Annotated in this window: 25 protein-coding genes and 1 pseudogene; 6 read left to right on the top strand and 20 right to left on the bottom strand. The window is 67.4% G+C overall.

From position 1 onward, the window contains the following. Positions 1–16: 16 nt before the first annotated feature. From AX284_RS05385 to AX284_RS05365, 5 genes are all read right to left on the bottom strand, one after another. The gene (locus AX284_RS05385; RefSeq protein WP_068383936.1) at positions 17–1,060 is read right to left on the bottom strand and encodes a lactonase family protein; all 1,044 of its coding nucleotides are present in this window, start codon (positions 1,058–1,060) and stop codon (positions 17–19) included. Between the two features lie 154 nt (positions 1,061–1,214). Continuing rightward, the gene (locus AX284_RS05380) at positions 1,215–1,400 is read right to left on the bottom strand and encodes a tautomerase family protein (protein WP_064309049.1); all 186 of its coding nucleotides are present in this window, start codon (positions 1,398–1,400) and stop codon (positions 1,215–1,217) included. Between the two features lie 9 nt (positions 1,401–1,409). Then, on the bottom strand, positions 1,410–1,829 hold the full coding sequence (locus AX284_RS05375; protein WP_017639652.1) for a cupin domain-containing protein: 420 nt from the start codon (positions 1,827–1,829) through the stop codon (positions 1,410–1,412). A gap of 15 nt (positions 1,830–1,844) precedes the next feature. Beyond that, a complete protein-coding gene (locus tag AX284_RS05370; protein ID WP_068383934.1) occupies positions 1,845–3,215 on the bottom strand; it encodes an NAD-dependent succinate-semialdehyde dehydrogenase in 1,371 nt (456 codons plus the stop codon). A 380-nt stretch (positions 3,216–3,595) separates the two neighbouring features. Further along, positions 3,596–4,522 (bottom strand): aliphatic sulfonate ABC transporter substrate-binding protein, encoded by a 927-nt coding sequence (locus AX284_RS05365; protein ID WP_068383932.1) that lies wholly within the window; start codon positions 4,520–4,522, stop codon positions 3,596–3,598. Positions 4,523–4,825: 303 nt separating this feature from the next. On the opposite strand from AX284_RS05365, the gene AX284_RS05360 reads away from it, so the two are divergent. Together AX284_RS05360 and AX284_RS05355 are read left to right on the top strand one after the other, a co-directional pair. Continuing rightward, the gene (locus AX284_RS05360) at positions 4,826–6,193 is read left to right on the top strand and encodes an LLM class flavin-dependent oxidoreductase (protein WP_064309052.1); all 1,368 of its coding nucleotides are present in this window, start codon (positions 4,826–4,828) and stop codon (positions 6,191–6,193) included. Positions 6,194–6,210: 17 nt separating this feature from the next. Further along, a pseudogene (locus AX284_RS05355) lies at positions 6,211–6,995 on the top strand (MetQ/NlpA family ABC transporter substrate-binding protein). A gap of 24 nt (positions 6,996–7,019) precedes the next feature. Here AX284_RS05355 and AX284_RS05350 read toward each other — a convergent pair. The 14 genes from AX284_RS05350 to AX284_RS05285 all read right to left on the bottom strand — a co-directional run bounded on the left by AX284_RS05350 (position 7,020) and on the right by AX284_RS05285 (position 20,670). After that, positions 7,020–7,622 (bottom strand): class I SAM-dependent methyltransferase, encoded by a 603-nt coding sequence (locus AX284_RS05350; protein ID WP_068383930.1) that lies wholly within the window; start codon positions 7,620–7,622, stop codon positions 7,020–7,022. A 29-nt stretch (positions 7,623–7,651) separates the two neighbouring features. Further along, positions 7,652–8,398 carry an ABC transporter ATP-binding protein gene (locus AX284_RS05345; protein WP_068383928.1) on the bottom strand — a complete coding sequence of 249 codons (747 nt, stop codon included), beginning with the start codon at positions 8,396–8,398 and terminating at the stop codon, positions 7,652–7,654. Between the two features lie 3 nt (positions 8,399–8,401). Continuing rightward, positions 8,402–9,724 (bottom strand): ABC transporter substrate-binding protein, encoded by a 1,323-nt coding sequence (locus AX284_RS05340; protein ID WP_068383926.1) that lies wholly within the window; start codon positions 9,722–9,724, stop codon positions 8,402–8,404. Positions 9,725–9,800: 76 nt separating this feature from the next. Continuing rightward, entirely contained in the window at positions 9,801–10,847 is a 1,047-nt protein-coding gene (locus AX284_RS05335) for a branched-chain amino acid ABC transporter permease (RefSeq protein ID WP_068383924.1), read from the bottom strand. A gap of 10 nt (positions 10,848–10,857) precedes the next feature. Then, positions 10,858–11,739, bottom strand: a complete 882-nt coding sequence (locus AX284_RS05330; RefSeq protein ID WP_017639643.1) for a branched-chain amino acid ABC transporter permease — start codon at positions 11,737–11,739, stop codon at positions 10,858–10,860. 170 nt (positions 11,740–11,909) lie between these two features. Then, positions 11,910–12,698 carry an ABC transporter ATP-binding protein gene (locus tag AX284_RS05325; RefSeq protein WP_017639642.1) on the bottom strand — a complete coding sequence of 263 codons (789 nt, stop codon included), beginning with the start codon at positions 12,696–12,698 and terminating at the stop codon, positions 11,910–11,912. Between the two features lie 3 nt (positions 12,699–12,701). Next, on the bottom strand, positions 12,702–13,793 hold the full coding sequence (gene sfnG, locus AX284_RS05320) for a dimethylsulfone monooxygenase SfnG (protein ID WP_068383922.1): 1,092 nt from the start codon (positions 13,791–13,793) through the stop codon (positions 12,702–12,704). 291 nt (positions 13,794–14,084) lie between these two features. Continuing rightward, entirely contained in the window at positions 14,085–14,738 is a 654-nt protein-coding gene (locus tag AX284_RS05315) for a methionine ABC transporter permease (protein ID WP_068383920.1), read from the bottom strand. Next, positions 14,731–15,828, bottom strand: a complete 1,098-nt coding sequence (locus tag AX284_RS05310; RefSeq protein ID WP_068383918.1) for a methionine ABC transporter ATP-binding protein — start codon at positions 15,826–15,828, stop codon at positions 14,731–14,733. The genes AX284_RS05315 and AX284_RS05310 overlap by 8 nt, the downstream gene beginning before the upstream one ends. Continuing rightward, entirely contained in the window at positions 15,825–16,667 is an 843-nt protein-coding gene (locus tag AX284_RS05305; RefSeq protein WP_017639638.1) for a MetQ/NlpA family ABC transporter substrate-binding protein, read from the bottom strand. The genes AX284_RS05310 and AX284_RS05305 overlap by 4 nt, the downstream gene beginning before the upstream one ends. A gap of 63 nt (positions 16,668–16,730) precedes the next feature. Further along, positions 16,731–17,759 carry an ABC transporter substrate-binding protein gene (locus tag AX284_RS05300; RefSeq protein WP_017639637.1) on the bottom strand — a complete coding sequence of 343 codons (1,029 nt, stop codon included), beginning with the start codon at positions 17,757–17,759 and terminating at the stop codon, positions 16,731–16,733. 210 nt (positions 17,760–17,969) lie between these two features. Further along, complete coding sequence (locus AX284_RS05295) at positions 17,970–18,935, bottom strand: ABC transporter substrate-binding protein (protein WP_093250931.1); 966 nt, start codon at positions 18,933–18,935, stop codon at positions 17,970–17,972. A gap of 5 nt (positions 18,936–18,940) precedes the next feature. Next, on the bottom strand, positions 18,941–19,894 hold the full coding sequence (locus AX284_RS05290; protein WP_068383914.1) for an ABC transporter substrate-binding protein: 954 nt from the start codon (positions 19,892–19,894) through the stop codon (positions 18,941–18,943). Next, complete coding sequence (locus AX284_RS05285; RefSeq protein ID WP_068383912.1) at positions 19,891–20,670, bottom strand: class II aldolase/adducin family protein; 780 nt, start codon at positions 20,668–20,670, stop codon at positions 19,891–19,893. The genes AX284_RS05290 and AX284_RS05285 overlap by 4 nt, the downstream gene beginning before the upstream one ends. A 252-nt stretch (positions 20,671–20,922) precedes the next feature. Here AX284_RS05285 and AX284_RS05280 point away from each other — a divergent pair, with 252 nt between their 5' ends. Together AX284_RS05280 and AX284_RS05275 are read left to right on the top strand one after the other, a co-directional pair. Then, a complete protein-coding gene (locus AX284_RS05280; RefSeq protein ID WP_064308471.1) occupies positions 20,923–21,525 on the top strand; it encodes a cysteine dioxygenase in 603 nt (200 codons plus the stop codon). After that, positions 21,522–23,090, top strand: coding sequence for a rhodanese-related sulfurtransferase (locus AX284_RS05275; protein WP_064308472.1), 1,569 nt, complete (start codon positions 21,522–21,524; stop codon positions 23,088–23,090). The genes AX284_RS05280 and AX284_RS05275 overlap by 4 nt, the downstream gene beginning before the upstream one ends. On the opposite strand, the gene AX284_RS05270 is transcribed toward AX284_RS05275, so the two are convergent. Further along, positions 23,087–23,734 (bottom strand): alpha/beta family hydrolase, encoded by a 648-nt coding sequence (locus tag AX284_RS05270; RefSeq protein WP_064308473.1) that lies wholly within the window; start codon positions 23,732–23,734, stop codon positions 23,087–23,089. The genes AX284_RS05275 and AX284_RS05270 overlap by 4 nt on opposite strands. 111 nt (positions 23,735–23,845) lie before the next feature. Between AX284_RS05270 and hemN the strand changes: the two genes are divergently transcribed. After that, positions 23,846–25,228, top strand: coding sequence for an oxygen-independent coproporphyrinogen III oxidase (gene hemN, locus AX284_RS05265; RefSeq protein WP_068383910.1), 1,383 nt, complete (start codon positions 23,846–23,848; stop codon positions 25,226–25,228). Positions 25,229–25,291: 63 nt separating this feature from the next. After that, complete coding sequence (gene fnr, locus AX284_RS05260; RefSeq protein ID WP_068383908.1) at positions 25,292–26,023, top strand: fumarate/nitrate reduction transcriptional regulator Fnr; 732 nt, start codon at positions 25,292–25,294, stop codon at positions 26,021–26,023. Positions 26,024–26,054: the final 31 nt, after the last annotated feature.

Below are 26,054 nucleotides of genomic sequence, written 5' to 3'. Positions count from 1 at the left end.
GATGCGGCGGCGATCTTCAGCGGCTGAAGACCAGGCACACCGGGCTGCCGCAGCGCACCGCCGTGCCGGTGGGTTCGAGGATTCCCCGGGTCTCGTCGACCAGAAAGGTGACGATGCTGTCGCTGTCTTCGTTGAGGGCGAACAACTGGCGGCCATCCGGCGCCAGAGCGAAGGCGCGGGGCGTGCGGCCACCGCTCGCCAGGCTGCCGAGCGGCGTCGGCAGCCCGCTCTGGGGATCCAGCGCGAAGACCATCAGGCTGTCGTGGCCGCGATTGGAGGTGTAGAGCAGACGCCCGCTGCGATCCAGTTCGATGGCCGCCGCCCGGCTGTTGCCGGTGAAACTGGCTGGCAGCGTCGAGTGGATGGCCAGGGGCTCGAGAACACCGGAGCGGGCATCGAAGGCATAGCTGGTGAGGGTCGAATCCAGCTCGTTGACCACATAGGCCCGCGGCAGGTGCGGATGGCAGACCAGGTGCCGTGGCCCCGCGCCTTCGCGGGTCGCTACCTCGGCCACCGGCACCAGGCGTCCGTCGTGAAAGGCGAAGCTGAAGATCCGGTCCAGTCCCTTGTCCGGCACCAGTACGAAGCGGCCACTGGGGTCGAAGGGATTGCAGTGGGGCTTGGCATGGGGTTGTTCCTGGCGATGCGGCCCGGGTTCGCCCTGCAGCTCCAGCAGCTGGACCAGTGGCTCCAGCCGCCCATCCGCCGCCACCGGCAGGACAGCGAGACTGCGACCGAGATGATTGCTCACCACCAGGTGGCGATCGTCCGGCGCCAGCGCCAGGTGCACGGGATTGCGACCGCCACTGGCTTGCTGGTTGAGCAGGGTCAGGCAACCGCTCTGCCGGTCGACCGCGAAGGCGCTGACGGCCTGCTCGTCGCCATGCACCGTATAGAGACGGTCACCCGCCCGATTGAGGGTCAGGTAGGACGGATTGATCAGGTCGCCGACCACCTGGACGAGGTCCAGCGCGCCCTGGGGCGTGACCCGGTAAACGCTGATCCCCTCCCCGCGGGCCTGGCGGGCGCGGGTGGTTCGGCTGCCGACATAGGCGTACATAGGGCTCTCCTGGCACCGACTGGAAGGGTCCGACGTCCGCGCCAAGGCAACCGTCCGACCCGCTTGCGCCACCTTAGGCAACCCGCTGCCCAGCGAAAATTGACCTTTGGCCAACGCAGCGTTCGTGCCTGGCGAACGCTTGCCAGCGCCCGTTTCAGCGTTCGCTGTAGGGCACGCCGCCGCGCGCCTTGTCTTCCGGCTCGGCCTCGACGATCTGCACGATGACACGGTCGGCGGCCACCCCGAAGCTATCCACCACCGCCTCGGTGATGCGCTTCATCAGCAACTTCTTTTGTTCGGCGCTACGACCCTTGACGGCGTGAACGATGATTTCCGGCATGACTATCTCCTAGGACTGGGTACGGTGTTCGGCGGCGATTGGGCGCGTCTCGCCCGTTTCCACCAGGGTGCGGGTGGCGTCAGCCGAGCCGTAGATCCAGAGGATCTTCATGGGCTCGGTCGCCGAGGCATTGCGAAAGCGATGGGGCACCCCGGCGGGGATATAGGTGACGTCCTGGGGTGCGAGGGCGAATTCCTGGCCGTCGATGTCGAAGATCGCCCGCCCCTCCACCAGCATCACGCTCTCTTCGCAATTGTGGAAATGGAAGGGAATCTGCGCCCCACCCTGGAATTCGGTGTAGCCGTTGATGAAGGTGCGCGCCCCCAGACCGGCGGTCACCAGCGGCGTGGTAGCAGCGCCACCGCCGCGGTCGTGCTTGGCGATGGCCTCGGGTTTGAGCAGCCAGGCAGCGGAATCGGTCTTGATCATTAAAGTCTCCTTGGGTCAGGACTGGGCGCCTTGCCAGACGGTCTTGACGTTGGTGAATTCGCGTATGCCCCACTCGCCCAGCTCCCGGCCATAGCCGGACTGCTTGATGCCGCCGAAGGGCACCCGTGGATCCGAGGCCACCAGGGCGTTGATGAACACCGCGCCGGCCTCGAGGCGCCGGGCGAGCCGCTGGGCTTTCGCCAAGTCACGGGTCCAGAGGGCGGCGCCCAGGCCGAATTCGCTGGCGTTGGCGACGCGGATCGCCTCGTCTTCGTCGGCGACCCGGATGATCGCGGCCACCGGCCCGAAGGTCTCCTCGCGGGCCACGGTCATCTCCGGGGTCACCTGGTCGAGCACGGTGGGCGGATAGAAGAAGCCCGGCCCTGGAAGGGGCGTACCGCCCAGTACCAGGCGCGCGCCTTCGGCGAGACTGAGCGTCACCTGGCGCTGCAGATCCTCGCGCAGACCGGCGCGGGCCAGCGGACCGATCTGGGTGGCACGCTCCAGCGGATCGCCCAGCCGCAGGCTGGCGGCAGCGGTGGCGAAGGCCTCTGTGAAGGCATCGGCCACTGCCTCGGCGACGATGAAGCGCTTGGCGGAAATGCAGCTCTGACCAGCGTTGCCGAAGCGCGCCTTGACCGCCGTCTGCGCCGCCAGGGCCACGTCGGCATCGGCCAGTACGATGAAGGGGTCCGAGCCGCCCAGTTCCAGCACCTGCTTCTTCATTAGCGCGCCGGCCTGGCTGGCCACCTGCTGGCCGACCGCGGTGGAGCCGGTCAGGGTGACAGCGGCGATACGCGGATCGGCCAGCACGCCGGCCACGTCACGCGCGCCGATCAGCAGGGTCGCCACCAGGCCGGTGGGCAGGCCAGCCTCGGCGAACGCCTGCTCGAGCGCCAGGGCGCAGCCCGGCACGTTGCTGGCGTGCTTGAGAATGGCGCCATTGCCGGCGGCCAGCGCCGGTGCGGCGAAGCGGACGAACTGCCAGAACGGATAGTTCCAGGGCATCACCGCGAGCACCACACCCAGCGGATCGTAGACCACCCGGCTGTCGGCGGCGGCGCTGACCACCGGGGTATCGGCGAGAAAGCCAGGCGCCCGCTCGGCGTAGAACTCGCAGGTCAGCGCGGATTTCTCGATCTCCGCCTCGGCTTCCACCAACGGCTTGCCCATCTCGTTGACGATGAGCCGCGCATAGGTATCGCGACCGGCGCGCAAGGTGGCGGCCAGGCGTACCAGAGCCGCGCAGCGCTCGGTGAGAGGACGCTCCGCCCATGACCGCTGCGCCGCGGCGGCCTGGGCCAGGCGCGCTTCGACCTGGGCCGGCGTGTGGGTGTAGTAGGTCGCGATGGCGGCCCCGGTGGCGGGGTTGATGACTTCGATCATGAACGAACTCCATGTGTTTTTTATTATAACGAAAGACAATAGTGGCGACGACTTTGAACAGCGCAGCCATGGCCCCCATGAAACCCAACCAGAGAACACACGGCTGTCAAACCATCATTGGTACTTTGTAATTACGTTATACCAACAGGATAAAGCGAACAAGAGGTACTCGACCTGGTAGGCCCTGACCGAATAGGTACGGCGTCGATGAAGCCCTGCCAGACGCGCGAGCGCTCGCGTCCGGCACCCGGTGGTGGGCGCCAGGAGGCGTGGTTCAAATAGGCGTTTCCGACCGGAGCAGCTTGGCTTAGCGGGGCAAGGCACAAGGCCCGGCGTTGCTGGGCCTTGTCCTGAGTGAAAGCCTGATCAACTCGGAGGGTTCACGGTGACGTCGGGGTCCAGAGCGCCACGGCGCTGGCGTCCACCGCGGTGGGCAGCAACCTGGCGGCGTGGAAGGCATCGGCGATGCGCTGCTGCTCGCCGAGGGCGGCGTGACTGACCGGCTGGACGTCATAGGTGCGGCGGCTGTTGGCCAGCTGCACGGTGGCCTCGTCCAGGCGACCCCACTGCGGACCGAGGAGGCGTGCCGCCTCGGCGGGGTGTTGCTTCACCCACTGGCCGGTGCGCTGCAATTGGCCGAACACCAGGGCCAGCACCTCGGGATGGGCCTGGGCATAGGGGCTGGCGGCCAGGTAGTAGCGCTGGTAGCTGGCCAGGCCCTCGCCCGAGGCGAGGATGCGTACCTGCTGCTGACGCTGGGCGCTGGCGACGAAGGGCTCCCAGGTCACCCAGGCATCCACCTTGCCGTTCTCCAGGGCGGCGCGACCGTCGGCGGGGGTGAGATAGGCGGGCTGGATGTCGGCAAAGGTCAGACCGGCCTTCTGCAAGGCGGCGATCAGCAGATAGTGGCTACCGGCGGCCTTGGTCACGGCGACGCGCTTGCCCTTGAGATCGGCCAGCGTCTCCAGCGGCGAATCCTGCGGAACCACGATGGCCTGGGCCTGGGGCGAGGGCGTCTCCCGGGCGAAATAGGTGAGCTTGGCACCCGCCGCCTGGGCGAACACCGGCACGGTGTCGGCGACGTCGGCGGAGAGATCCACATTGCCCACGTTGAGGGATTCCAGCAGCGGCAGGCCGCTGGAGAACTCATGCCAGCTGACGGTGATGCCCCTGGCCGCCAGATCCCGCTCCAGGGTGCCCTGCTCTTTGAGCAGCACCAGCAGGGTGGAGGATTTCTGGTAGCCGATACGCAGACTGGTATCGGCCTGGGCGGCGCAGGCGAGGCCCAGCAGACCCAGGGCGAGCATCCCCCGGCGGAGACCTGCGCGAAACGAACAGCGGATAGCGGCCATGAATGCCTCAGCGAGCAGCGAAAGAATGGCCGCCACGATAAGGAATAAGCACAGGTCAGATTAATACCGATTTGGAATTTGGTTAGAGGCGAGCGTCCTGCCGCAACCGCCCTAACGTTATTCCGAAAGGCTATTTAAAGCCCGGCATATCTTGAAGCTAACGTATAACCACCGGACCACCGGATCTCTCCTTTCGCCTTTACCCCGAGGATCCATGGCTGTGCTCCGGACCTTTCTCCCTGCAGGGGCGCCCGCCCCATGACCGCCCCCGCCAAGCAGGTGCTGCTCAACGCCTTCAACATGAACACCGTGGGCCACATCAATCATGGCCTCTGGACCCATCCACGGGACACCTCCAGTCGCTACCACACCCTGGGCTACTGGACCGAGTTGGCCCAGCTGCTGGAGCGCGGGTTGTTCGACGGCCTCTTCATCGCCGACATCCTCGGTGTCTACGACGTCTATGGCGGCAACGTCGACCTGACCCTGCGCGAGTCCATCCAGTTGCCGGTCAATGACCCCTTCCTGCTGGTCTCGGCCATGGCCGCCAGCACTCGGCACCTGGGCTTTGGCCTGACCGCCAACCTCACCTATGAGCCGCCCTACCCCTTCGCCCGCCGTCTTTCGACCCTGGATCACCTGAGCGAAGGCCGCGTCGGCTGGAACATCGTCACCGGCTACCTGGACAGCGCCGCCCGCGCCATGGGCCTGGACCGGCAGATCGCCCACGACCGCCGCTACGACCAGGCCGATGAATACCTGGAAGTGCTCTACAAGCTGCTCGAAGGCAGCTGGGCCGACGATGCGGTGGTCCGTGACCGTGCCCAGCGGATCTATGCGCGCCCGGAGCGGGTGCGCAAGGTCGAACACCATGGCGAATTCTTCGACGTCGAGGGCTATCACCTCTGCGAGCCCTCGCGGCAGCGCACCCCGGTGCTGTTCCAGGCCGGCTCCTCGGATCGCGGCCTGGCCTTTGCCGGGCGCCACGCCGAGTGCGTGTTCATCTCCGGGCAGGACCAGGCCGCCACCCGCGCCCAGGTCGAGCGCGTCCGTGGCGCGGCAGTGGCCGCCGGCCGGCGCGCGGATGACGTCAAGCTGTTCATGGGCCTCACGGTGATCGTCGCCCCCACCGCCGCCGAGGCCCGCGACAAGCACGCCGAATACCTGAGCTATGCCAGCGCCGAGGCCGGCGTGGCCCACCACTCAGCCTCGGTGGGCATCGACCTGGCCACCTATGGCCTCGACGAACCCATCCGCCCGCAACGGACCGAGGCCATCGAATCGGCGCTCCAGCGCCTGGTGGCCAAGGACGCCGGCTGGACCCGCCGCAAGCTCCTGGAGCAGCACGCCCTGGGTGGCCGCTACACCACCCTGGTCGGCGATCCCGGGCAGGTGGCCGATGCCCTGCTCGGCTGGATCGACGAAACCGGGCTGGACGGCTTCAACCTCGCCCGCACCGTTACCCCGGAGTGCTACGGCGACTTCATCGATCTGGTGATCCCGGAGTTGCAGAGCCGGGGACGCTACAAGACCGCCTACGCCGAGGGCAGCTTCAGACACAAGCTGTTCGGCCGCGGTGACCACCTCGACAGCCGCCACTTCGGCAGTCGTTTCCGCCAGGACTGACCCTTCAAGGACGCCCCATGACCCGTCTCAAACCTCTGCTGTTCGCCCTCGGCCTCTTCAGCACCGCAGCCCTGGCTGCCCCCCTCAAGATCGGTACCACCGCCGCCTTCGCCCCGCCCCTGGAAGTGGCGGTGCAGGAGGCCAAGGCTGCCGGCGTGGACGTGGAGATCGTCGAATTCAGCGACTGGATCGCCCCCAACACCAGTCTCGCCAACCACGACATCGACGCCAACTACTACCAGCACATCCCCTTTCTGGAGAACGCCAAGCGCACCGCCGGCTATGACCTGGTGGCGGTGGCGCCGGGGATCATCAACAACGTCGGGCTCTATTCGAAGAAGTACCGGACCCTGGCCGAGGTGCCCAAAGGGGCGCGGGTGGCCATCGCCAACGATGCCATCAATGGCGCCGTGGCCTGTTGCTGCTGGAGAAGGCCGGCTTCATCACCTTGAAGCCCGGCGTCGGCTACCACGCCACCCTGGCGGACATCACCGGCAATCCCCGCGATATCCAGATCGTCGAGCTGGAAGCCGTGCAGCTGGCCCGCTCCCTGGACGACGTCGACGTGGCCCAGGGCTATCCCCACTATCTGCGCCTGGCCAAGACCATCGATCCCAACCAGGCCCTGCTGTTCGATGGCCTTGACCACCCCGAGTACGTCATCCAGTTCGTCGCTCGCCCGGACAACAAGGACGATCCACGCCTGGCCAAGCTGATCGATGTCTACCAGCACTCGCCCAAGGTCCGCGCTGCCCTGGACCAGGCCCATGGCACCCTCTACCAGCCGGGCTGGAAGGACTGATCGACGCCTCGTTCTCTTGGAGCGTCAGAGCTTTTCCACGACGAAGGCGCAGCGCCCCCGGTTCCGCCCCCCGTCGGGCAGGTCCATGAGTTCGTCGATGAGGATGCGCACGCCCTGCGCCACGAGCAGGGCACGCAGCTCCTCCGGTGGGTGGGAGTCATAGAAGAACGGCTGGTCGAACATGGTATCGACGAAGGCATCCGCCGCCGAGCCGCCCGCCGTCAGCATCAGCCGTCCCCCTTGCGGAAGCCCGGCGATCACCCGCGCCAGGAGGGTCGCGTGCCAGCGGCGCTCCAGATGAAACAGCGAATCCCACAGCAGTGCGCCCTGGTAGGGTTCGGCGCAGGCGTAGGTTTCCAACCGCGCCTCGATCCAGCGTTGCTTGGGAAATTCCCGCCGCGCATGGGCCAGCATGGCGGCCGCCTGATCGACCCCGAGCACGCGATGCCCCTGGGCGAGGATGGCGGCGGCGACCGGGGTGCCGGTGCCACAGCCTAGGTCGAGCAGGGTGGCGCCGGGCTCGAGCTTTTCCAGGAGCACCTCCAGGTAGCGACGCTCGTCGTCCCTGAGGCTGACGCGGGCCTGGCGAAAGGTATCGGCGATGGCGTTGTAGGAGGTCTTGTTCATGGCGCGGGCTCCCTGGTCGTTGCGGAAGCTTAGCCCACCCCCAGGTAGGCCGCCTGCACCGCCTCGCGCGTCAGGCCCGTACCGGGCACGCCGGACTGCACCACCCGCCCGCTTTCCAGCACGAAGGCCTGATGGGCATAGTCCAGGGCGATGGCACTGTTCTGCTCGGCCATCAGCACACTCAGGCCCTCCTCCCGATTGAGCCGGGCGACGCTGGCGAAGATCTCCTCCACCAGTAGCGGCGCCAGGCCCATGGAGGGTTCGTCCAGCAGCAGCAGGCGAGGCCGCGCCATGAGGGCGCGACCCAGGGCGATCATCTGCTGCTCGCCGCCCGAGGTCAGACCCGCCAGCTGCCGGCGCTTGCCGGCCAGGCGAGGAAACCAGGCATAGATGCGCTCCAGTTCCTCACGCTGCGCGGCGCGCCCTAGGCGGCGGACGAAACCGCCGCTGAGCAGATTTTCCTCCACGCTGAGTCGCCCGAAACAGTGGCGCCCCTCCAGCACCTGGACCAGTCCGGCGCGGACCCGGGCATCGGCCGACTGGCCCGCGAGGTCCTGCCCCGCATAGCGGATGGCACCGCGGACCAGGCTACCGCGGGCGGCGCCGAGCAGCCCCGAGATGGCCTTGAGCGTGGTGCTCTTGCCGGCGCCATTCGCGCCGAGCAAGGCCACGACCTGGCCCTGGCCGACCTGCAGACTGACGCCATCGACGGCCAGGATGGCGCCGTCGTAACGGACTTCGATGGCCTCGACCGCCAGCAAGGGGGTGGTCGTCATGTCTCAGCCCTCCTTGCTGCAGTCACGCGGCGTGATGCCCTTTTCCTTGGCGTACTGCCTGGCCGAGGCCTCGATGATCGGTCGCAGGAAGGCGCGATCGGCCTGCACCCAGTCGCTCACCAGCTGCCATTTCTCGCCATCCCACTGCTGGATGCGGATGGCGCCCCCGCCTTCGTGGTCGGCGCAGGAGAGCTTGAGCGGCTGCACCAAGCCCTTGGCGCCCAGGGCCTGCAGGCGGGCATCGTCCAGGTTCAAGTGCTCGAAACCCCAGCGCACCTGCTCGCCGCTGAGGGGTTTGTCACCGTACTTGGCCTGGGCCAGGCGCAGCGCCTCGACGTTGAGGATGCCGTTGACCACGCCGAGGTTGTAGTAGACGGTGCCGAAGCGCTTGGGATCGGCGAGGTCACTCTGCCCCTTGGCCACCACGTCGCGCGCGATGCCCTGCAGCACCGGGAAGTCGGTGCCCGAGGGGTGGGTGGTGATGGCCAGGAAGCCCTTGGCCGCCGCCCCAGCTGGCCGCACGTCTTCCTCGGAATTGCTCCAGATGTTGCCGATGATGTGGTCGACCGGATAACCAACTTTCTGCGCGGTCTTGATCGCCACCGGATTCATCACCCCCCAGCCGCGCAGGATCACCCAATCGGGCTTGATGCGGCGGATGTTGAGCCACTGGGATTGCTGCTCGTTGCCCGGATGCGGTACCTCCAGCAGGGTCAGCGCGAAGCCGTAGCGATCCGCCAGCTGCTGCAGCACCTCGTTGGTTTCCTTGCCGTAGGGCGAGCCGTGGTAGAGGGTGACGATCTTCTTGCCCTTGAGGCTATCGACCCCGCCGCCCTGCAGGGCGATCCAGTTGAGGATGGCCGAGACCTCCGAATAGGGATTGAGCTGCAGCGGGAAGACATAGGGAAAGACGCTGCCGTCAGTGGAATCGGTACGGCCATGGTTGATGGTGATCAGCGGCAGCCGGTCGGCGGTGGACCTTTCCAGGGTGGCGTAGGCGATGCCCACCGACAGCGGATTGGTGGCGGCCGCGGGCGCGCCGTTCCGCCCATTCTTCAGGCGCTCATAGCACTCCACGCCCTTCTCGACGATGTATTCGGTCTCGCATTCGCTCCACACCAGCTTGACGCCATTCACCCCGCCGTTGGCGTTGACGTATTTCATATAGTCGATGAAGCCACCGAAGAAGCCGGTGCCACCGGCGGCATAGGAGCCGACGCGATAGCTCTGCAGCGGGAAGTATTGCTCGCCGGCGGCCTGGACCGGGCCGAAGGTGGTGAGGCCCAGGGCCAGGACGAGGCTGCCGAGCAGATGACGTTTGCACATGGGGACTTTCCTTGTTGGGGGTGTGGGCCTTGTGAAGGTGTGAGACCGGCGAGCCTTCTCGCCGGCAAACGGGATGTCAGCGGCGGCACAGGCGTTGCCAGCCGCGGGTGGCCAGGCGGGTCAGGCCCTCGGGTTCCTTGATCAGCACCAGGATGATCAGGGCGCCGAAGGCCATCTTCTGCAGGTTCTCCAGCTGGCCGGCGGCGACGAGGTCAGCGGGTAGCCAGCCGGCCAGGTTGGAGAGCAGCAGCGGAAACAGCACCATGAAGGCGGCCCCATAGAGGCTGCCGGCCAGGCTGCCGAGTCCACCGAGGATGACGATGAAGAGGATCTGGAAAGAGCGACTCAGGTCGAAGCCGTGGGGCTCGACGGTGCCCAGGTAGGTGAAGGCCCAGAGCGCACCGGCGATGCCCAGGTAGAAGCCACTCAGGGCGAAGGCCAGCAGCTTGGCCCGGACCACCGACAGGCCCATCACCGCGGCGGCCGTCTCGCGGTCACGGACCGCCATCCAGGTCCGGCCGAGTTCGCCGTGCACCAGTCGCGCCGCGAAGGCGAACAGCGCCAGCACCACCACCAGGGTGGCCAGATAGCGCCCCAGCGGCCCGCTGAAGTCCTGGCCCAGCAACACCAGCGGCGGCGCGCTGATCACCCCCGAGGCACTGCCATGGGAAAACCAGTCGAAGCGGGTCAGGGCCCAGAGGATAGAAAACTGCGCGGCCAGGCTGGAGACGATCAGGTAGAAGCCGCGAATCCTCAGGCTGGGCAGGCCGAACAGCAGCGACACCAGGGCTGCCAGCAAGCCACCGGCGAACAGGCACAGCGGCAGGGGCCAGCCCAGGCGCACCTGCAGGTTGTAGGTGGCGAAGGCGCCCACTGCCATGAAGGCGGCCGAGCCCAGCGACAGCTGGCCGGCATAGCCGGTGAGCAGATTGAGCCCCAGCCCGGCCAAGGCCAGCACCAGAAAGGGAATCAGCAGGGCATTGAACAGGTAGTCGGTGCCGACCCAGGGCACCACACCGCAGGCCAAGGCCAGGAGCGCGACCAGCGCTAGGCGGGCGGGTCGCAACGCAGGGGCACGAGGGGACAGCGGACGCGCCGTCAGGGCGTCGAGGGAGGTGGTCATGGGAAGTCCTCTAGACGCGCTCGACCGTGGGTTCGCCGAACAGGCCGACCGGTCGAATCAGCAGGAATACCAGGGCGAAGGCATAGGGAAACCAGTTCTCCAGGCCGCCGCCGATGAGGGGGCCGAGATAAACCTCGGCGAGTTTTTCGCTGGCCCCGATCAGCAGGCCGCCGACGATGGCCCCGGTGACCGAGGAGAAGCCGCCGATGATCAGCACCGGCAGCGCCTTGAGCACGATCAGCGACAGCGAGAACTGCACTCCCAGCCGCGCGCCCCAGAGCAGGCCCGCCACCAGGCCGACGCAACCGGCCACCGCCCACACCAGCACCCAGATGCGCGGCAGACGAATGCCCACCGCCTGGGCCGCCAAAGGATCGTCGGCCACGGCGCGCAGGGAGATGCCCAAGCGGGTGCGCTCGAACAGCAGCGACAGTCCGATCACCAGCACCGCTGCCACCGCCGCGGCGAAGAGGTCGAAGGTCGACAGCAAGAGATCGCCCACCTCCAGCGGGGTATCCTCGATACCCAGGTCCAGACCATGCACCTGGGCGCCCCACAACGCCTGGGCGGCGCCCTCGAGGAAATAGGCCAGGCCCAGGGTGGCCATGAACAGCACCAGCGGCGAGCGATTCACCAGCGGCCGCAGCACCGTGCGCTCCACCGCCACCGCCAGCAGCACCATGACGCCCAGGGTGCTGAGCAGCGCCAGCCAGCCGGGCAGCCCGCGCTCCACCAAGCTGACGTAGGTCAGGGCGGCGAACAGCAGCATGGCGCCCTGGGCGAAGTTGAACACGCCCGAGGCCCGGTAGATGAGCACGAAGCCCAGGGCCACCAGGGCATACATCACCCCGGCGAGCAGGCCGCCGAGCAAGACTTCCAAGAAAAACGCCATGGTTTTCTCCCTGAGGCGTCCAATGTCCTTAGAAACTGTTTACGATCTCGCGAGCTAGAGCCACACAAGGCGGAAAGGCCTGAGGAAGCGGAGTTTACGAGTGGTAAATGAGCATTCCGAAGGTCTTTCCAACGCCGGTTGGCCGACGCGCAGCAGATCGTCAACAACTTCTAGTGACGGGTCCCGAGATAGGCGGCGATAACCGCCGGATCCCGGCGCACCACGGCGGGTGCGCCGTCGGCGATGAGGCGACCGTAGTCCAGCACCACCACGTGATCCGCCAGCTGCATCACCACCTGGATGTCGTGCTCGATCAGCACCACGGTGACCCCGTGCTCGCGGTTGATGGCCTGGATGTAGCCGCTCAGCTCGCGCTTCTCCTTGGCGTTCATCCCGGCCATGGGTTCGTCCAGCAGCAACAGCCGCGGCTCGGCCGCCAGCGCCCGGGCCAGCTCCACGCGCTTCTGCAGGCCATAGGGCAGGCTGCCCACGGCAGTGTCGCGCCAGGCCCCCAGTTGCAGGAAATCCAGTGCCCGCTCGGCCACTGCCCGTTGCGCCCGCTCTTCGGCCGGGGCGCGGCCCAGGCGCAGGGCTTGCTCCAGCCAGGAGGCCCGCCGATGGCGGCCGCGCCCGGTGAGCACGTTGTCGAGCACGCTCATGCCCTTGAACAGCGCCAGATTCTGGAAGGTGCGCGCCACTCCGGCGTGGGCCGCGGCCTGCGGGCGACGCAGCGCGCGGCTTGATCCGGCCAGCCGCACGCTACCCCGCTGCGGTCGGTAGAGGCCGTTGATCACGTTGAGCAACGAACTCTTGCCGGCGCCATTGGGCCCGATCAGGGCGCAGATCTCGCCTTCGCGAACCTGGAAGCCGACCTCGGCGAAGGCCGTGACCCCGCCGAAGGCCAGCGCCAGGTCGCTGACCTCCAGAAGGACCGGGCGCGTGGCCAGGCTCGCGCCCATGGTCTAGGCCGCCGCCTGGGCCGCGGCCCGAGCTTCGAGTTCGCGCACCAGCGGCAGCACCCGTTGGCCGAAGTACTCCACCTCTTCCTGGAAGTGCAGGAAGCCCGCCAGCACCAGGTCCACGCCCACCGCCTTGAGGGCGACGATGCGCTCGGCGATCTGCTCGGGGGTGCCGATCAGGTTGGTCTTGAAGCCGTCGTTGTACTGCACCAGGTCTTCGAAGCTGGACTTGGCCCAGTTGCCCTCGCCTTCCGGACTGGCCGCGCCAGCATTGCGCGCCTCGTGACCGAAGGCCTGGACCGCCTCCGGGTTGGCCTTGGCGATGATCTCGTCGAGCACCGCGCGGGCCTCGGCCTCGGTGTCCCGGGCGATGACGAAGGCATTGACGCCGACCTTGATCGAATGACCGTTCGCCGCGGCCTTGGCGCGCAGGTCCTCGACCTGGGCGCGGATACCCTCGGCGGTGTTGCCGTTGGTGAAGTACCAGTCGGAGACCCGCGCCGCCATGTCCCGTGCGGCGCGGGAGCTGCCACCCTGGAAGATCTCCGGGTGCGGCTGCTGCAGCGGCTTGGGTTTGAGGGTGTAGTTGCGGAAGCGATAGAAGTCGCCGGCGAAGCTGAAGCTGTCCTGGGTCCAGATGCCCTTGAGGGCGCGGATGAATTCCTCGGAGCGCCGGTAGCGCTCGTCGTGGTCGAGCCAGGGCTCGCCGATGCCGTGGAATTCGCCTTTGAACCAGCCGGACACCAGGTTGATGGCGACCCGGCCATTGGTGAGCTGGTCGATGGTCGCCAGCTGCTTGGCCGCCAGCGCCGGATTCCAGGGGCCGGGCAGGATGGCGGCGATCACCTTGAGCCGCTCGGTGGCGGCCAGCAACGCATGGCTGAAGGCCACCGATTCATGCTGGTACTCGGCGCCATAACCGGCGGTGAAACGGATCTGCGTCAGGGCATAGTCGAAACCGGCCTGCTCGGCGAGCTGGGCCAGCTTGCGGTTGTAGTCGATGCCCCAGTGGGTGCGCTGCTCGATGGTACTGACCACCAGGCCGCCGCTGACGTTGGGGACCCAATAGGCGAATTTGACGGGGACGTGGGACACGGTTGTTTCCTCCAGGTGACGCCGCCGTCGAGGGCGGTCGAGATGATGGCTACCCTGGACTAATCAAGAACCGGACCAACAGAGATAATCCTTACAAATCAATCATTTAAAAGAAAATCTTGGCATCGACAGGCTGTTTCGACCCAGGCAGCTGTTGGGTCCCTGTCTCCTCCGCAACAGCAGACAGAGGCTCTGGCCTGGGCTTTTGCCCGATGACTGTCCAATATCGAAAACGACGACGCCCGGAGGACCAAGGGCCGCTCCGGGCGTCGCAGGGGAAAGAACGAGGAGTTAACGCGCCCGCAGGTGCCGCACGTAGCGATCGCCGATGAATTGGATGCCGCACACCAGCACCACCAGGATGGCGATCACCACGGCCATCACCTGGGTGTCGTAGCGCTGGTAGCCGTAGCGGATCGCCAGGTCGCCGAGACCGCCCGCGCCTATGGCGCCGGCCATGGCCGAGGCGCCGATCATGGCCACCAGGGTCACGGTGAAGCCGCCGATGATGCCGGGCAGAGCCTCCGGCAGCAGCACGTTGAAGACGATGTGGCGGCGCTCGCAACCCAGCGCCTGGGCCGCTTCGATCACCCCGCTGCCGACCTCGCGCAGGCTGACCTCGGCGATGCGGGCGAAAAACGGCGTGGCGCTGAGGGTGATGGGCACCACCGCCGCCCAGACGCCGATGGTGGTACCGGTGATCAGCCGCGTCAGCGGGATCAGGGCCACCAGCAGGATGATGAAGGGCGTGGCGCGAAAGGCGTTGATGACCGTACCCAGCACCCGGTTGAGGGTCGGCGCGGCGAAGATGGCGCCACGTCCGGTGGTGACCAGCACCACCGCCAGAGCGATGCCGGCGAACCAGACGATGGCCGCGGACACGCTGACCATGGTCAGGGTATCGAGAAAGGCTTTCCACAGCGCCTTGAGCATGAAGTCAGACATAGCCCAGCACCTCCGCCCGGGCGAACAACCCGGTCTGGGTCAGGAAGGTGGCCAACCGTCGCTCCGGCGCCGCGGTCGCCACCAGCAGGCGGCCCAGGGCATGGCCCTGGATGCGGTCGATACCGCCATGCAGCAGTTCGACCGGTGCGCCGAGGGCCTGGCCCAGCGCCTGGAAGTCGGGCTCCGCGCCCTGGCCGTCGTAGTGGAGCTCCAACACGGCCCGGGCACCAGACTGCCGGGTGGCAGCGAGCCGCCTGGCCAGATCCGCCGGCAGCTGGGCCGCCAGGGGGGCCAGCAGCGCCCGGGTGGCCTCCGCCTGGGGTGCGCCGAACAGCTGCCACACCGGTCCCTGTTCGACGATGCGCCCGTGCTCCAGCACCACCACCCGGTCGCAGATCTGGCGAATCACCGCCATCTCGTGGGTGATGAGCACGATGGTCAGCCCCAGGCGGCGATTGATGTCCTGCAACAGCGCCAGGATCGACTGGGTGGTCTCCGGGTCCAGCGCCGAGGTGGCCTCGTCGCAGAGCAGCAGCTCGGGCTTGAGCATCAGGGCACGGGCGATGCCCACCCGCTGCTTCTGGCCGCCGGACAGACGGGAGGGATAGACCTGCTCCTTGCCCTGCAGGCCCACCAGTTCCAGCAATTCCCGGGCCCGGGCTTCGATCTCGTCACGACGAAAACCGGCGGCCTTGAGCGGCAGCGCCAGGTTCTCCAGCACCGTCTGCGAGGCCAGCAGATTGAAGTGCTGGAAGATCATGCCGATGCGCCGCCGCAGCGCTACCAGCCGGTCGCCCTGCAGGGTGCCGATGTCGACGCCGTCGACCAGCACCTGGCCGGCACTGACGTCTTCCAGGCGATTGAGGGTGCGGATCAGGCTGGACTTGCCGGCGCCACTGCGGCCAATGATGCCGAAGATCTCGCCACGCGCGATGCTGAGGTCGATGTCCGCCAGGGCGGTCACCGGCAGCGCGCCGCCGGTATAGACCTTCTGCACCCCGCTCAGGCGCAGATGCTCGCGCGCGGAGGCGGCTTGGGGTTCGAGGGGCGGCTGCGCCGCCGCGGCGGGTTTACGCAGGGCAGTGTTCATCGGGCAGCCTCCTGTCGATTCAGCCAGGCCAGGCTGTAGAGCTGCGGATTGCCATAGGCCTGGGCGATGGCCTCGCGCACCCGCGGATCGTTCTGGAACACCTGGATGAAGGTACGAATCGCCGGGTCATCCGCCTTTTCCGGCTTGGTCACGAATCTCAGGGCATAGAGGTGGCCGCTGGCCTCGTCGTCGCTGAACAGCAGCGCGCTGTTGGGATCCGTCGTGCCGGCCGCGAGGATGTGCGAGGGATAGCTCTGCGCCAGGGTCACGTCGTCCAGCACCCGCGCCAGTTGTGGCCCGGGCAGCTCGATGAATTTCAGTTGCTTGGGATTGGCGACGATGTCCTGCAGGCTGGCCTTGGGTCCGGCGTCGGGCCGGAGCTGGATCAGGCCGGCGCGGGCATAGAGGTGCAGCCCGCGCCCCTGGTTGACCGGATCGTCGGCCACCGCCACGGTGGCGCCGTCCGGCACCTCGGCAAAGCTTTTCACGCGTTTGGAATAGAGGCCGACCTTGTTTTCCACCCCGTAGGCGATGGGCACCAGGCCGTAGCCGTTCTGGGCATTGGCATTTTCCAGGAAGGGTTGATGCTGGAAGTAGTTGACGTCGATGTCGCCATGGGCGAGCGCCAGATTCGGCGTGTTCCAGTCGCTGAAGGCGACGATCTCCACCGCCACGCCCCTGTCCCGCGCCACCTCGGCGGCGCGCTCCAAGGCAGCGTTCTGCGGACTGTCGTTGATGCCGAGGCGAATCTTCTGCAGCTCAGCCGCCTGGGCGGACAGCGCCAGGGTCGTGCTCGCCAGGAGCAGCCCAAGGCGCTGGAAAATCGGGGGAATAGCCATGGGAGACCTCGAGATGTCGAGGGCTCGTCCGGTGGTCCGGTGGAACCCGTAAGGGAAAAGGGATCAGCTGCCCTTCTGGTCGGGCGCGTCGACGAAGAAATAGTCCTGCCAGCTGCTGGGCTGGTTGCGGATGGCGCCGATGCGGTACATGAACTCCGCCAGCTTCAGGGTGTTCTGCGGCGCCGTGTCGAAGTTGACCTCGGGGCTTTCGATGATCTGCTGGATCAGTGCCGGATCGAGACGTGAATTCTCGACCTTCACGTAGGTGCGGGCGGCGGCGGCCTTGTCCTTCTCGATGATCTGCCCGGCCTCGATCAGCGCCTCGCGGAAGGCCTTGTAGGTCTTGGGATTGTCCCGGCGGAATTTCTCGGTGACGAATACCAGGTTGGGCGAGACGGCCCCGCCGAGCACGTCATAGGAACTGAGCACCTTGTGCACCTTGCCGCTGGCCAGTTCCTGCTCCTGGAACGGTGGATTGGCGAAATGGCTGTTGATCTCGGTACCGCCGGAAATCACCGCGGCGGTGGCATCCGGATGAGGCACCGCCACGGTCAGGGGATCCAGGCGATTCCAGTTCTTCTCGCCGAAGGCCTGGGCGGCGGCGTACTGCAGGAAGCGCGATTGCACCGAGACGTTGACCGCCGGCACGGCGATGCGGTCCTTGGCGGTGAAGTCAGCCAGGGTCTTCACCTGCGGGTTGTTGGTGACCAGGTAGTTGGGAAAGGCCCCCAGGCTGGCCACGGCCTTGACGTTCTGCCGACCATGGGTGCGGTCCCAGAGCGTGAACAGCGGTCCGAGCCCGGCGGAGCCTACGTCCACCGCCCCCGACAGCACCGCCTCGTTGACGGCCGCGCCGCCGGACAGCTTTATCCAGTCGACCTTGATGTCGACGCCCTCCTGCTTGCCGTGCTTCTCGATCAGCTGCTGGTCACGCAGCACATGGAGGATCACATAGGACACGCCGAATTGTTCGGAGATGCGCAGGGTACCCTCGGCCTGGGCCGCCTGGGGTGCGGCGATCAGCCCGGTGAGCAGGCTGACGGCGAGTCCCAAAGCCAGGGGACGACGGGTGAAGGGGAAACGTAAGGGCATCGTGGCACGCTCATCCATGGAATTGGCTTATAGCCTAATAAAGTTGTTCAGCGCTTTTGAAATAAGTATGGGTTATATGGATAGGCCGAGTGGCGGTGTGGCTTTTCCCTCACCCCAGCCCTCTCCCAAAGGAAGAGGGGGCGCTAGCGTACGTAGGTTGGCGCTGAGCAAAGCGAAGCCCGACGGGCCAGGGACACCTGAGCCACTGCCCTACTCCCGCGCCGCCTGCCGCGGCTGGTCCGGCTTGGCTACCTGAAACCCCTCCGCGAAGGTCCTCTGCGCATCCAACCGCTGCGGAATCAGGCCACTGCGATGGTAGAAATCCGCTGCCGCCTGCTGGTCGGCCACCACCTGGCGGTCGATGGGCTCCCAATGCAGCTGGCGTCTCTCGAATTGCAGACGGGCCACCGCCTCGGGAAAGCCGATGATCTGCGCCAGGGTCTTGGCATAGCTGTCGAGGTGGGCGTAGCCCCAGCGCTGGGCAGCGGCCAGACGATTGAGGTAGTCCTGCAATGCCGCGCGCCGAGCCGGATCGGCCAGAGCCGTGTCGGTGGCAGCTAGGAAGCTGTTGCCCGCCCAGAGCCCACGGCCGTTGACCAGCACCCGGGCGCCGTCGACCTGTTCGGCCTGGGCGGTATAGGGCTCCCAGGTCGCCCAGGCGTCCACCGAGCCATTGGCCAGGGCCATCTTGGCGTCCACCGGGCCGAGGAAGCGAAAGCTCACGTCCTTGGCCGTCAGGCCCACCGAGTCCAGCGCCTTGAGGGCGATGTAGTGGCCGATAGAGCCACGCCCGGTGGCGATGCGCTTGCCCTTGAGATCAGCCGCGCTGCGCAGCGGCGAGTCGCGTGGCACGATCACCGCCGTACCATAGGGATCGGACTTGTCCACGGCGATGGCCTTGACCGGCGCGCCGGCAGCCAGGGCGAACAGCAGCGGACCATCGCCGATGATGCCGGCATCCACCGCGCCGGCATTGAGCGCCTCGGCCAGGGGCGCGGCGGCGGGAAATTCCGCCCACTGAATGCGATAACCCGGCAGGTCGCGCAGGCCATCGGCGGCCTCCAGCTGGGCGCGCATATTGCCCTTCTGGTCGGCGATGCGCAGGGTCAGGGGCTCGGCGGCCAGGGCCACGCTGGCGGCGAGTAGCAGCGGTAGCGCCAGCAGGGTACGGCGGATGAGAGTCATGGTTTGGCTTCCTGGGTAAAGACACTGGCATCGGCCAGGGCGGCGACGTCGACCGGCTTGGGCAGCACCTGGAGTTCGCTGAAGAGATCGGCCACCTGCTGCACCGCGACAAGGTCCGCCGGCCGCACCGGGCGCAGGCCACGGGAGGTGCGGGTGGAGATGGCCACCGCGGCGCCTTCCGGCAGGCGCGTCAATTCGGCGTAGACCCGGGCATAGTCCTGCGGATGAGCGACTGCCCAGGCCCGTGCCTGGGCCAGGCGCCCGGCAAAATCGGCGATGGCGGCGCGCTTGGCTGGATCCTCCAGCGACGCTGGCGTGGCAGTGAGAAAGCCCAGGGCAGTGGTCAGCCCCTGGCCGTCGCGCAGCAGCCGGGCGCCGTGCTGCTCGGCGATGCCCAGATAGGGATCGAAGGTCGCCCAGGCCTCGATCTGCCCGGCGTTGAAGGCGGCACTGGCATCGGTGGGTAGCACGAACTTGACCGTCACGTCCTCACGCTTGAGTCCGGCCTCCTCCAGGGCGGCATAGAGCAGGTGCTGGGAGATGCTGCCCTTGGCCGAGGACACCACCACGGTGCGCCCCTTGAGGTCCCTGACCGAACGGATCGGTGAATCAGCCTGCACCAGCAGCCCATTGGCCTGGGGATAGCCGACATTGGTGGCGATGAGCTTGAGCGGCACGCCGCCGGACGCGGCCATCAGCACCGGCAGGTCACCGGCGTAGGAGGTGTCCACCGCGCCAACGCGTTGGGCCTCGAACAGCGGCGCGGCGCCCTGGAAGTTGGCCCAGCGATAGCGATAGGGCGCGCCTTCGAGGGTCCCGGCGGCTTCCATCATGGCGCGCAGCCCCCGGGCCTGGTCGCCCAGTACCAGGGTCACCCCGGAAAGATCCGGAGCCGCCTGGGCCTGTCCCAGCAGCAGCGCCAGGCCCAGCGTGGCGAGCAGTCGCTTCATTGCGCGTACTCCCGGCCCTCGTGGCGCTCCAGCTGGCGCACCGCCGCGTCCCAGTGACGAATATGGGCGCCGCGCGCCAGATTGCCGGGGATGAGATCGCTGACCTTCTGGGCGACGGCGTCCGGAGCGATCACCAGTTCGGCACCGCCGCTCTGGGCCGCCAGTTGCGCCGCGCATGAACGCTCCAGGTAATAGAGGTGCCAGAAGGCCTCTTCCAGACTTGCGCCCACGGTGAGCAGCCCATGGTTGCAGAGGATCATCGCCGGGTGCGCCCCGAGGTCGGCCACCAGTCGACTCTGCTCGTCCAGATCCAGGGCCACGCCCTCGTAGCCGTGATAGGCCAGGCGGCCAAAGAATCTCATGGCGTGCTGGGAAATCATCAGCAGTCCGCCGCGCTGGGCGGACACGCCGATGCCTGCCGCGGTATGGGTGTGCAGCACCGCATGGAGGTCCGGCTGGGCGCGATGGATGGCGCTGTGGATCACGTAGCCGGCCGGGTTGATGCCCAACCCGGTGGGGTCGAGGACGATCTCGCCGTCGATGTCCACCTTCACCAGCGAGGAGGCGGTGATCTCGTCGAAGGTCTGGCCGAAGGGATTGATGAGGAAGTGCGCGTCCGGCCCCGGCACCCGTAGCGAGAAATGGGTGTAGATATGGTCGGTCCAGCGTTCGCGGGCGGCCAGGCGATAGGCGGCGGCGAGCTTGACCCGCGCCTCCCATTCGGCGGCGGACACCTGGGCGCGGACGCTGGCGAGGGCGTTAACGAAGGCGGTCATGCAGAGGCTCCGAAAGCGAAAGGAGGTGCCAGGACGACGGGCGTTGCCCTGGTCTGCTTAGAACCTAACGTTGTGAGTCGCCCGGACGGAAATATCGATTGCGCATAACCTAATATGCACAGAATGGATAACTTAAACAGGAAATTATGCGAGTTATGGTTTTCAGCACAGAACCAATCGATCTAAGGCGCTGGGCGCCGGCCTTGCTTTAATGGCCGTCATCGCCCACCCGGCTTACCCGTGGAGCCCTCCATGACCCTTAGGCTCGACCGCCTGCGCCTGTTCCTGCATGACCTCGCCACCCTGGTCGACGACCACCCTGCCGAGCCGCAGCTGCTGCAGCGCGGCGCCGCCCTGCTCGGCGAACTGGTCCGCCATGACGACTGGCTGCCCGAGGACTGCGCCCTGCCCCGCCCCGAGCGCTACAGCCAGTACCTGCTCTATGCCGATGCCCGCCAGCGCTTCTCGGTGGTGAGTTTCGTCTGGGGGCCGGGCCAGGCCACGCCGGTGCATGACCACCGCACCTGGGGCCTGATCGGCATGCTGCGCGGCGCCGAGACCGCCCAGGGCTTCGCCCGCGACCCCGCCGGCCGCCTGCTGCCGGAAGGCGCTCCCGTGCGCCTGGAGCCGGGCCAGGTGGAAGCGGTCTCGCCGCGGGTGGGCGACATCCACCAGGTCAGCAACGCCTATGCCGACCGCACCTCCATCAGCATCCACGTCTATGGCGGCAACATCGGCGCCGTGCGCCGCGCCGTCTATGCCGCGGATGGCAAGGAAAAGCCCTTCATCTCCGGCTACACCAATCGCCAGCTGCCCAACCTGTGGGACCTGTCCCAGGAGACCGCCACACCATGACCGCCATCCGCACCGCCGAGGACATTCGCCAGGCCCTGCTCGCCGGCACCGAAGTCGCCCTGCTCGACGTCCGCGAGGAAGACCCCTTCGCCGCCGGCCATCCGTTGTGGGCCGCCAATCTGCCGTTGTCGCGCCTGGAACTGGAGGCCTGGTCGCGGCTGCCGCGGCGCGACGTGGCCATCACCCTCTATGACAATGGCGAGGGCCTAGCGGAACGCGCGGCCGAACGCCTGCACGCCCTGGGCTACACCGACGTGGCCCTGCTCGACGACGGCCTGGCGGGCTGGCGCGCCAGCGGCGGCGAACTCTTCATCGACGTCAACGTACCAAGCAAGGCCTTTGGCGAGCTGGTAGAGGCCCGGCGCCATACGCCCTCGCTGCCCGCCGAGGAGGTCCAGGCGCTGCTGGAGCAGGACGCCGATCTGGTGATCCTCGACGCCCGCCGTTTCGAGGAATACCAGACCATGAGCATTCCCGGTGGGGTCAGCGTGCCGGGTGCCGAACTGGTGCTGCGGGTGGCCGAGCTGGCACCCGATCCGCGGACCCGGGTCATTGTCAATTGCGCCGGCCGTACCCGCAGCCTGATCGGCGCCCAGTCACTGATCAACGCTGGCATTCCCAATCCGGTGGCCGCCCTGCGCAATGGCACCATCGGCTGGACCCTGGCCGGCCAGACTCTGGAACACGACCAGCAACGCCGCTTCGGTGCGGTGAGTCCGGCGACCCGGGCGACCGCCGCCGCCCGCGCCCGCCAGGTCGCCGATCGCGCCGGCGTCGCCCGCCTGCCCTTCAGCGAACTGGAGACCTGGCGCAGCGACGCCCAGCGGACCAATTACCTGATCGATGTGCGCACTCCCGAGGAATACGCCGCCGGCCACCTGCCCGGCGCCCGCTCCACTCCCGGCGGCCAACTGGTGCAGGAGACCGATCACAGTGCCCCGGTGCGTGGCGCGCGCCTGGCGCTGGTGGACGACGACGGCGTGCGCGCCAACATGAGCGCCTCCTGGCTGGCGCAGATGGGCTGGGCGGTTGCGGTGGTCGACGACATCCCGACGAGCGCCATGAGTGCCACCGGCCCCTGGCAGGCACCGGTGCCCATGCCGGGGCCGGTGGAGCGCATCTCGGTGACGCGGCTGCAGGAATTGCTGGCCGAGCCAGGCACCCTGGTGGTGGACGTCACCGCCAGCGCCACCTATGTGCAAAGGCATATCCCCGGCGCGGCCTGGGTGCTGCGCGCCGATCTGCCAACGCAGCTGCCACCCGCCGAGCGCTATGTCTGCACCTGTGGCAGTGGTCAACTGGCCGCCTTCGCCGCCGTCGACGTCCAGGCCACCACTGACCGGCCGGTCCTGCTCCTGGAGGGCGGAACCGCCGCCTGGCTGGCCGCCGGCCTGCCGGTCGAAGCCGGCGAGACGCGGCTGCTGTCGATCCGGCGTGATCGCTACCGGCGCCCCTATGAGGGCACCGACGCCCCGCGGGAAGCCATGCAGGCCTACCTGGACTGGGAGTTCGGCCTGGTCGAGCAGTTACGGCGGGATGGCACCAGTGGTTTCCGGGTGATCTAGCCGCTGGTCCGCACGAAGCCCGCCACCCGCGCCGCCGTGTCCACCAGCACCTGGGCCTGATTCAGGCCACTGCGCTTGAGTGGTTTGAGATCATGGTCCGCGGTCGCGATCCACTGCACCTCGATGCTTGGCGCCAGGGTGTAGCCCGCCACTTCCTCCCGCGACCCCAGGGCATCCCGCTCCCCCTGGACGATCAGTGTCGGCGTGGGCAGGGTCGCCAGGTGCTCGGTGCGCAACCGGTCGGGCTTGCCCGCCGGGTGGAAGGGATAGCCCAGGCAGATGAGGCCCGCCGCGCCCAGCTCGTCGGCCAGCAGACTGGCCATCCGCCCACCCATGGACTTGCCCGCCAGCCATAGCGGACCGCTTTCTGCCGCGCGCCAGGTGGCGACCATTTCCCGCCAGTGCTCCAGCAGGACCGGCGCCGGATTGGGTGGGCGCCGCCTGCCCTCGGCGCGCGCCCGCGCCATGTAGGGAAAGTCGAATCTCAGGGTACGGATCTCGCGCCGGGCCAGCTCCTCGGCCAGCTGCTGCAGGAAGGGGCTATCCATCCCCGCGCCGGCGCCATGGGCCAGCAACAGGGTCGCCAAGGGGCTGCCGGCGGGGCGGCATTCTCGAAAACCACCGAGGTACAACTCGTCTGCCATGGGCTACTCCTCGTCAAACGCCAGAGCTTAACCCGGCCTTTATTGATCTGGATCAATAAAGCCAGGAGCCTGCCCCTCACACTGGGCGCCTCGAAACCATTGGAGCCCGGCATGACAGCCGCCCTCGTCTGGGACGCCGACCTCATCGCCCGCTACGATCGCGCCGGCCCCCGCTACACCTCCTACCCCACCGCCGTGCAATTCCACGACGGCATCGGCCCCTTCGACCTGCTCGGCGCCCTGCGCCTGAGCCGCCAGGCCGGACGCCCGCTGTCGCTCTACCTGCACGTGCCCTTCTGCGCGAACATCTGCTACTACTGCGCCTGCAACAAGGTCATCACCAAGGACCGCAGCCGCAGCGCCGCCTACCTGGAGGCCCTGCGCCAGGAGATGGTCCTCACCAGCCGGCACCTGGACGGTGGGCAGCGGGTGGAACAGCTGCACCTTGGCGGTGGCACCCCGACCTTTCTCAACCCCATGCAGCTGCGCGAGCTGATGGCTGACCTGCGCCGCCACTTCACCCTGGCCGACGACGACCGCGGCGACTACTCCATCGAGATCGACCCGCGCGAAGCCGACTGGAGCACCATGGGCCTGCTCCGCGAGCTGGGCTTCAACCGCGTGAGCTTTGGCGTCCAGGACCTGGACCTGCAGGTGCAGCTGGCGATCAATCGCCTGCAACCCTTCGACGACACCCGCACCCTGGTGGAGGCCGCTCGCGCTCTCGACTACCGCTCCATCAACCTCGACCTCATCTACGGCCTGCCCCGGCAAACCCCGGCCAGCTTTTCCCACACCGTGGAACGGGTCCTGGAGCTGCAACCGCATCGCCTGTCGGTGTTCAACTACGCCCATCTGCCACAGCGCTTTCCGCCGCAGCGGCGCATCGAAGCCAGCGAACTGCCGGACCCCGCGGCCAAGCTGGAGATGCTGCAGCGCACCGTGGAACAGCTGCTGGCCGCCGGCTATCGCTACATCGGCATGGACCACTTCGCCCTGCCCGACGATGATCTGGCCATCGCCCAGGAAGACGGCACCCTGCAGCGCAATTTCCAGGGCTACACCACCCACGGTCACTGCGACCTGCTGGGCCTGGGCGTCTCCGCCATCAGCCAGATCGGCGATGTCCTCTGCCAGAATACGCCCGACCTCGCCCGCTACCAGGAACGCCTGGGCCACGGCGACCTGGCGGTGGCCCGTGGCCTGCGACGGTCGCGGGATGACCGCATTCGCGGCGCGGTGATCGGCCAGCTGATCTGCCATTTCCAGCTGGATTTCGCCGCCATCGAACGCAGTTGCGAGCTGGATTTTCGCCAGTACTTCGCGGACGCCTGGCCGCAGCTACTGGCCATGGCCGCCGACGGCATGATCCGCCTCGACGAGCGCGGCCTCCAGGTGCTGCCCCCTGGCCGCCTGCTGATTCGCGCCCTGTGCATGCTGTTCGACCGCTACCTGTCGGGCCACGACAACCAGCGCTTTTCCCGGGTGATATGACCCATGCCTGCCATGACTGCTAAAGTTAGACTTTTGGAACAAGACGAGAAGCGATCCTCCGCCATGACCGAGCCCCTCAAGCTGCGCACCGCCCAGGCCCATTGCAAGGATTGCAGCCTCGCCTCGCTGTGCCTGCCGCTCTCGCTCGACCTGAAGGACCTGGACGCCCTCGACCAGATCGTCAAGCGCGGCCGGCCGCTGGCCAAGGGCGACCACCTGTTCCGCCAGGGCGATACCTTCGGCTCGGTCTATGCGGTGCGCTCCGGCGCCCTGCGCACCAGCAGCCTGAGCGATACCGGGGAGGAGCAGATCACCGGCTTCCACCTGCCCAGCGAACTGGTCGGGCTATCGGGCATGGACACCGAGCGCTATCCGGTCTCGGCCAGGGCGCTGGAGACCACCACCGTCTGCGAGATCCCCTTCGAGCGCCTGGACGAGCTCTCCGAGCAGCTGCCGCAACTGCGCCGGCAATTGCTGCGGGTGATGAGCCGGGAGATCCGCGACGATCAGCAGATGATGGTGCTCCTGTCCAAGAAGAGCGCCGACGAGCGCATCGCCACCTTCCTGGTCAATCTCTCGGCGCGCTTCCATGCCCGTGGCTTTTCCGCCCAGCAATTCCGTCTGAGCATGTCGCGCAACGAGATCGGCAACTTCCTCGGCCTGGCGGTGGAGACCGTATCGCGGGTCTTTACCCGCTTCCAGCAGAGCGGCGTGCTGGTGGCCGAAGGCAAGGAGGTACGCATCCTCGACTCCGCCCGCCTCTGCGCCCTCGCCGGCGGCCAGCTGGAAGGTTGAGGCTGGGGTCCTGCCTGAGTGGCAGGACCCT

The sequence above is a fragment of the Pseudomonas sp. HUK17 genome (genome assembly GCF_001566765.1).
This window is presented reverse-complemented; position numbering and strand designations above follow the sequence as displayed.

What these genes read in the sequence shown, in the direction of transcription:
- AX284_RS05385 (WP_068383936.1), bottom strand. Translation starts at nt 1,060, where the DNA reads ATGTACGCCTATGTCGGCAGCCGAACCACCCGCGCCCGCCAGGCCCGC.
- AX284_RS05380 (WP_064309049.1), bottom strand. Translation starts at nt 1,400, where the DNA reads ATGCCGGAAATCATCGTTCACGCCGTCAAGGGTCGTAGCGCCGAACAA.
- AX284_RS05375 (WP_017639652.1), bottom strand. Translation starts at nt 1,829, where the DNA reads ATGATCAAGACCGATTCCGCTGCCTGGCTGCTCAAACCCGAGGCCATC.
- AX284_RS05370 (WP_068383934.1), bottom strand. Translation starts at nt 3,215, where the DNA reads ATGATCGAAGTCATCAACCCCGCCACCGGGGCCGCCATCGCGACCTAC.
- AX284_RS05365 (WP_068383932.1), bottom strand. Translation starts at nt 4,522, where the DNA reads ATGCTCGCCCTGGGTCTGCTGGGCCTCGCCTGCGCCGCCCAGGCCGAT.
- AX284_RS05360 (WP_064309052.1), top strand. Translation starts at nt 4,826, where the DNA reads ATGACCGCCCCCGCCAAGCAGGTGCTGCTCAACGCCTTCAACATGAAC.
- AX284_RS05350 (WP_068383930.1), bottom strand. Translation starts at nt 7,622, where the DNA reads ATGAACAAGACCTCCTACAACGCCATCGCCGATACCTTTCGCCAGGCC.
- AX284_RS05345 (WP_068383928.1), bottom strand. Translation starts at nt 8,398, where the DNA reads ATGACGACCACCCCCTTGCTGGCGGTCGAGGCCATCGAAGTCCGTTAC.
- AX284_RS05340 (WP_068383926.1), bottom strand. Translation starts at nt 9,724, where the DNA reads ATGTGCAAACGTCATCTGCTCGGCAGCCTCGTCCTGGCCCTGGGCCTC.
- AX284_RS05335 (WP_068383924.1), bottom strand. Translation starts at nt 10,847, where the DNA reads ATGACCACCTCCCTCGACGCCCTGACGGCGCGTCCGCTGTCCCCTCGT.
- AX284_RS05330 (WP_017639643.1), bottom strand. Translation starts at nt 11,739, where the DNA reads ATGGCGTTTTTCTTGGAAGTCTTGCTCGGCGGCCTGCTCGCCGGGGTG.
- AX284_RS05325 (WP_017639642.1), bottom strand. Translation starts at nt 12,698, where the DNA reads ATGGGCGCGAGCCTGGCCACGCGCCCGGTCCTTCTGGAGGTCAGCGAC.
- AX284_RS05315 (WP_068383920.1), bottom strand. Translation starts at nt 14,738, where the DNA reads ATGTCTGACTTCATGCTCAAGGCGCTGTGGAAAGCCTTTCTCGATACC.
- AX284_RS05310 (WP_068383918.1), bottom strand. Translation starts at nt 15,828, where the DNA reads ATGAACACTGCCCTGCGTAAACCCGCCGCGGCGGCGCAGCCGCCCCTC.
- AX284_RS05305 (WP_017639638.1), bottom strand. Translation starts at nt 16,667, where the DNA reads ATGGCTATTCCCCCGATTTTCCAGCGCCTTGGGCTGCTCCTGGCGAGC.
- AX284_RS05300 (WP_017639637.1), bottom strand. Translation starts at nt 17,759, where the DNA reads ATGCCCTTACGTTTCCCCTTCACCCGTCGTCCCCTGGCTTTGGGACTC.
- AX284_RS05290 (WP_068383914.1), bottom strand. Translation starts at nt 19,894, where the DNA reads ATGAAGCGACTGCTCGCCACGCTGGGCCTGGCGCTGCTGCTGGGACAG.
- AX284_RS05285 (WP_068383912.1), bottom strand. Translation starts at nt 20,670, where the DNA reads ATGACCGCCTTCGTTAACGCCCTCGCCAGCGTCCGCGCCCAGGTGTCC.
- AX284_RS05280 (WP_064308471.1), top strand. Translation starts at nt 20,923, where the DNA reads ATGACCCTTAGGCTCGACCGCCTGCGCCTGTTCCTGCATGACCTCGCC.
- AX284_RS05275 (WP_064308472.1), top strand. Translation starts at nt 21,522, where the DNA reads ATGACCGCCATCCGCACCGCCGAGGACATTCGCCAGGCCCTGCTCGCC.
- AX284_RS05270 (WP_064308473.1), bottom strand. Translation starts at nt 23,734, where the DNA reads ATGGCAGACGAGTTGTACCTCGGTGGTTTTCGAGAATGCCGCCCCGCC.
- hemN (WP_068383910.1), top strand. Translation starts at nt 23,846, where the DNA reads ATGACAGCCGCCCTCGTCTGGGACGCCGACCTCATCGCCCGCTACGAT.
- fnr (WP_068383908.1), top strand. Translation starts at nt 25,292, where the DNA reads ATGACCGAGCCCCTCAAGCTGCGCACCGCCCAGGCCCATTGCAAGGAT.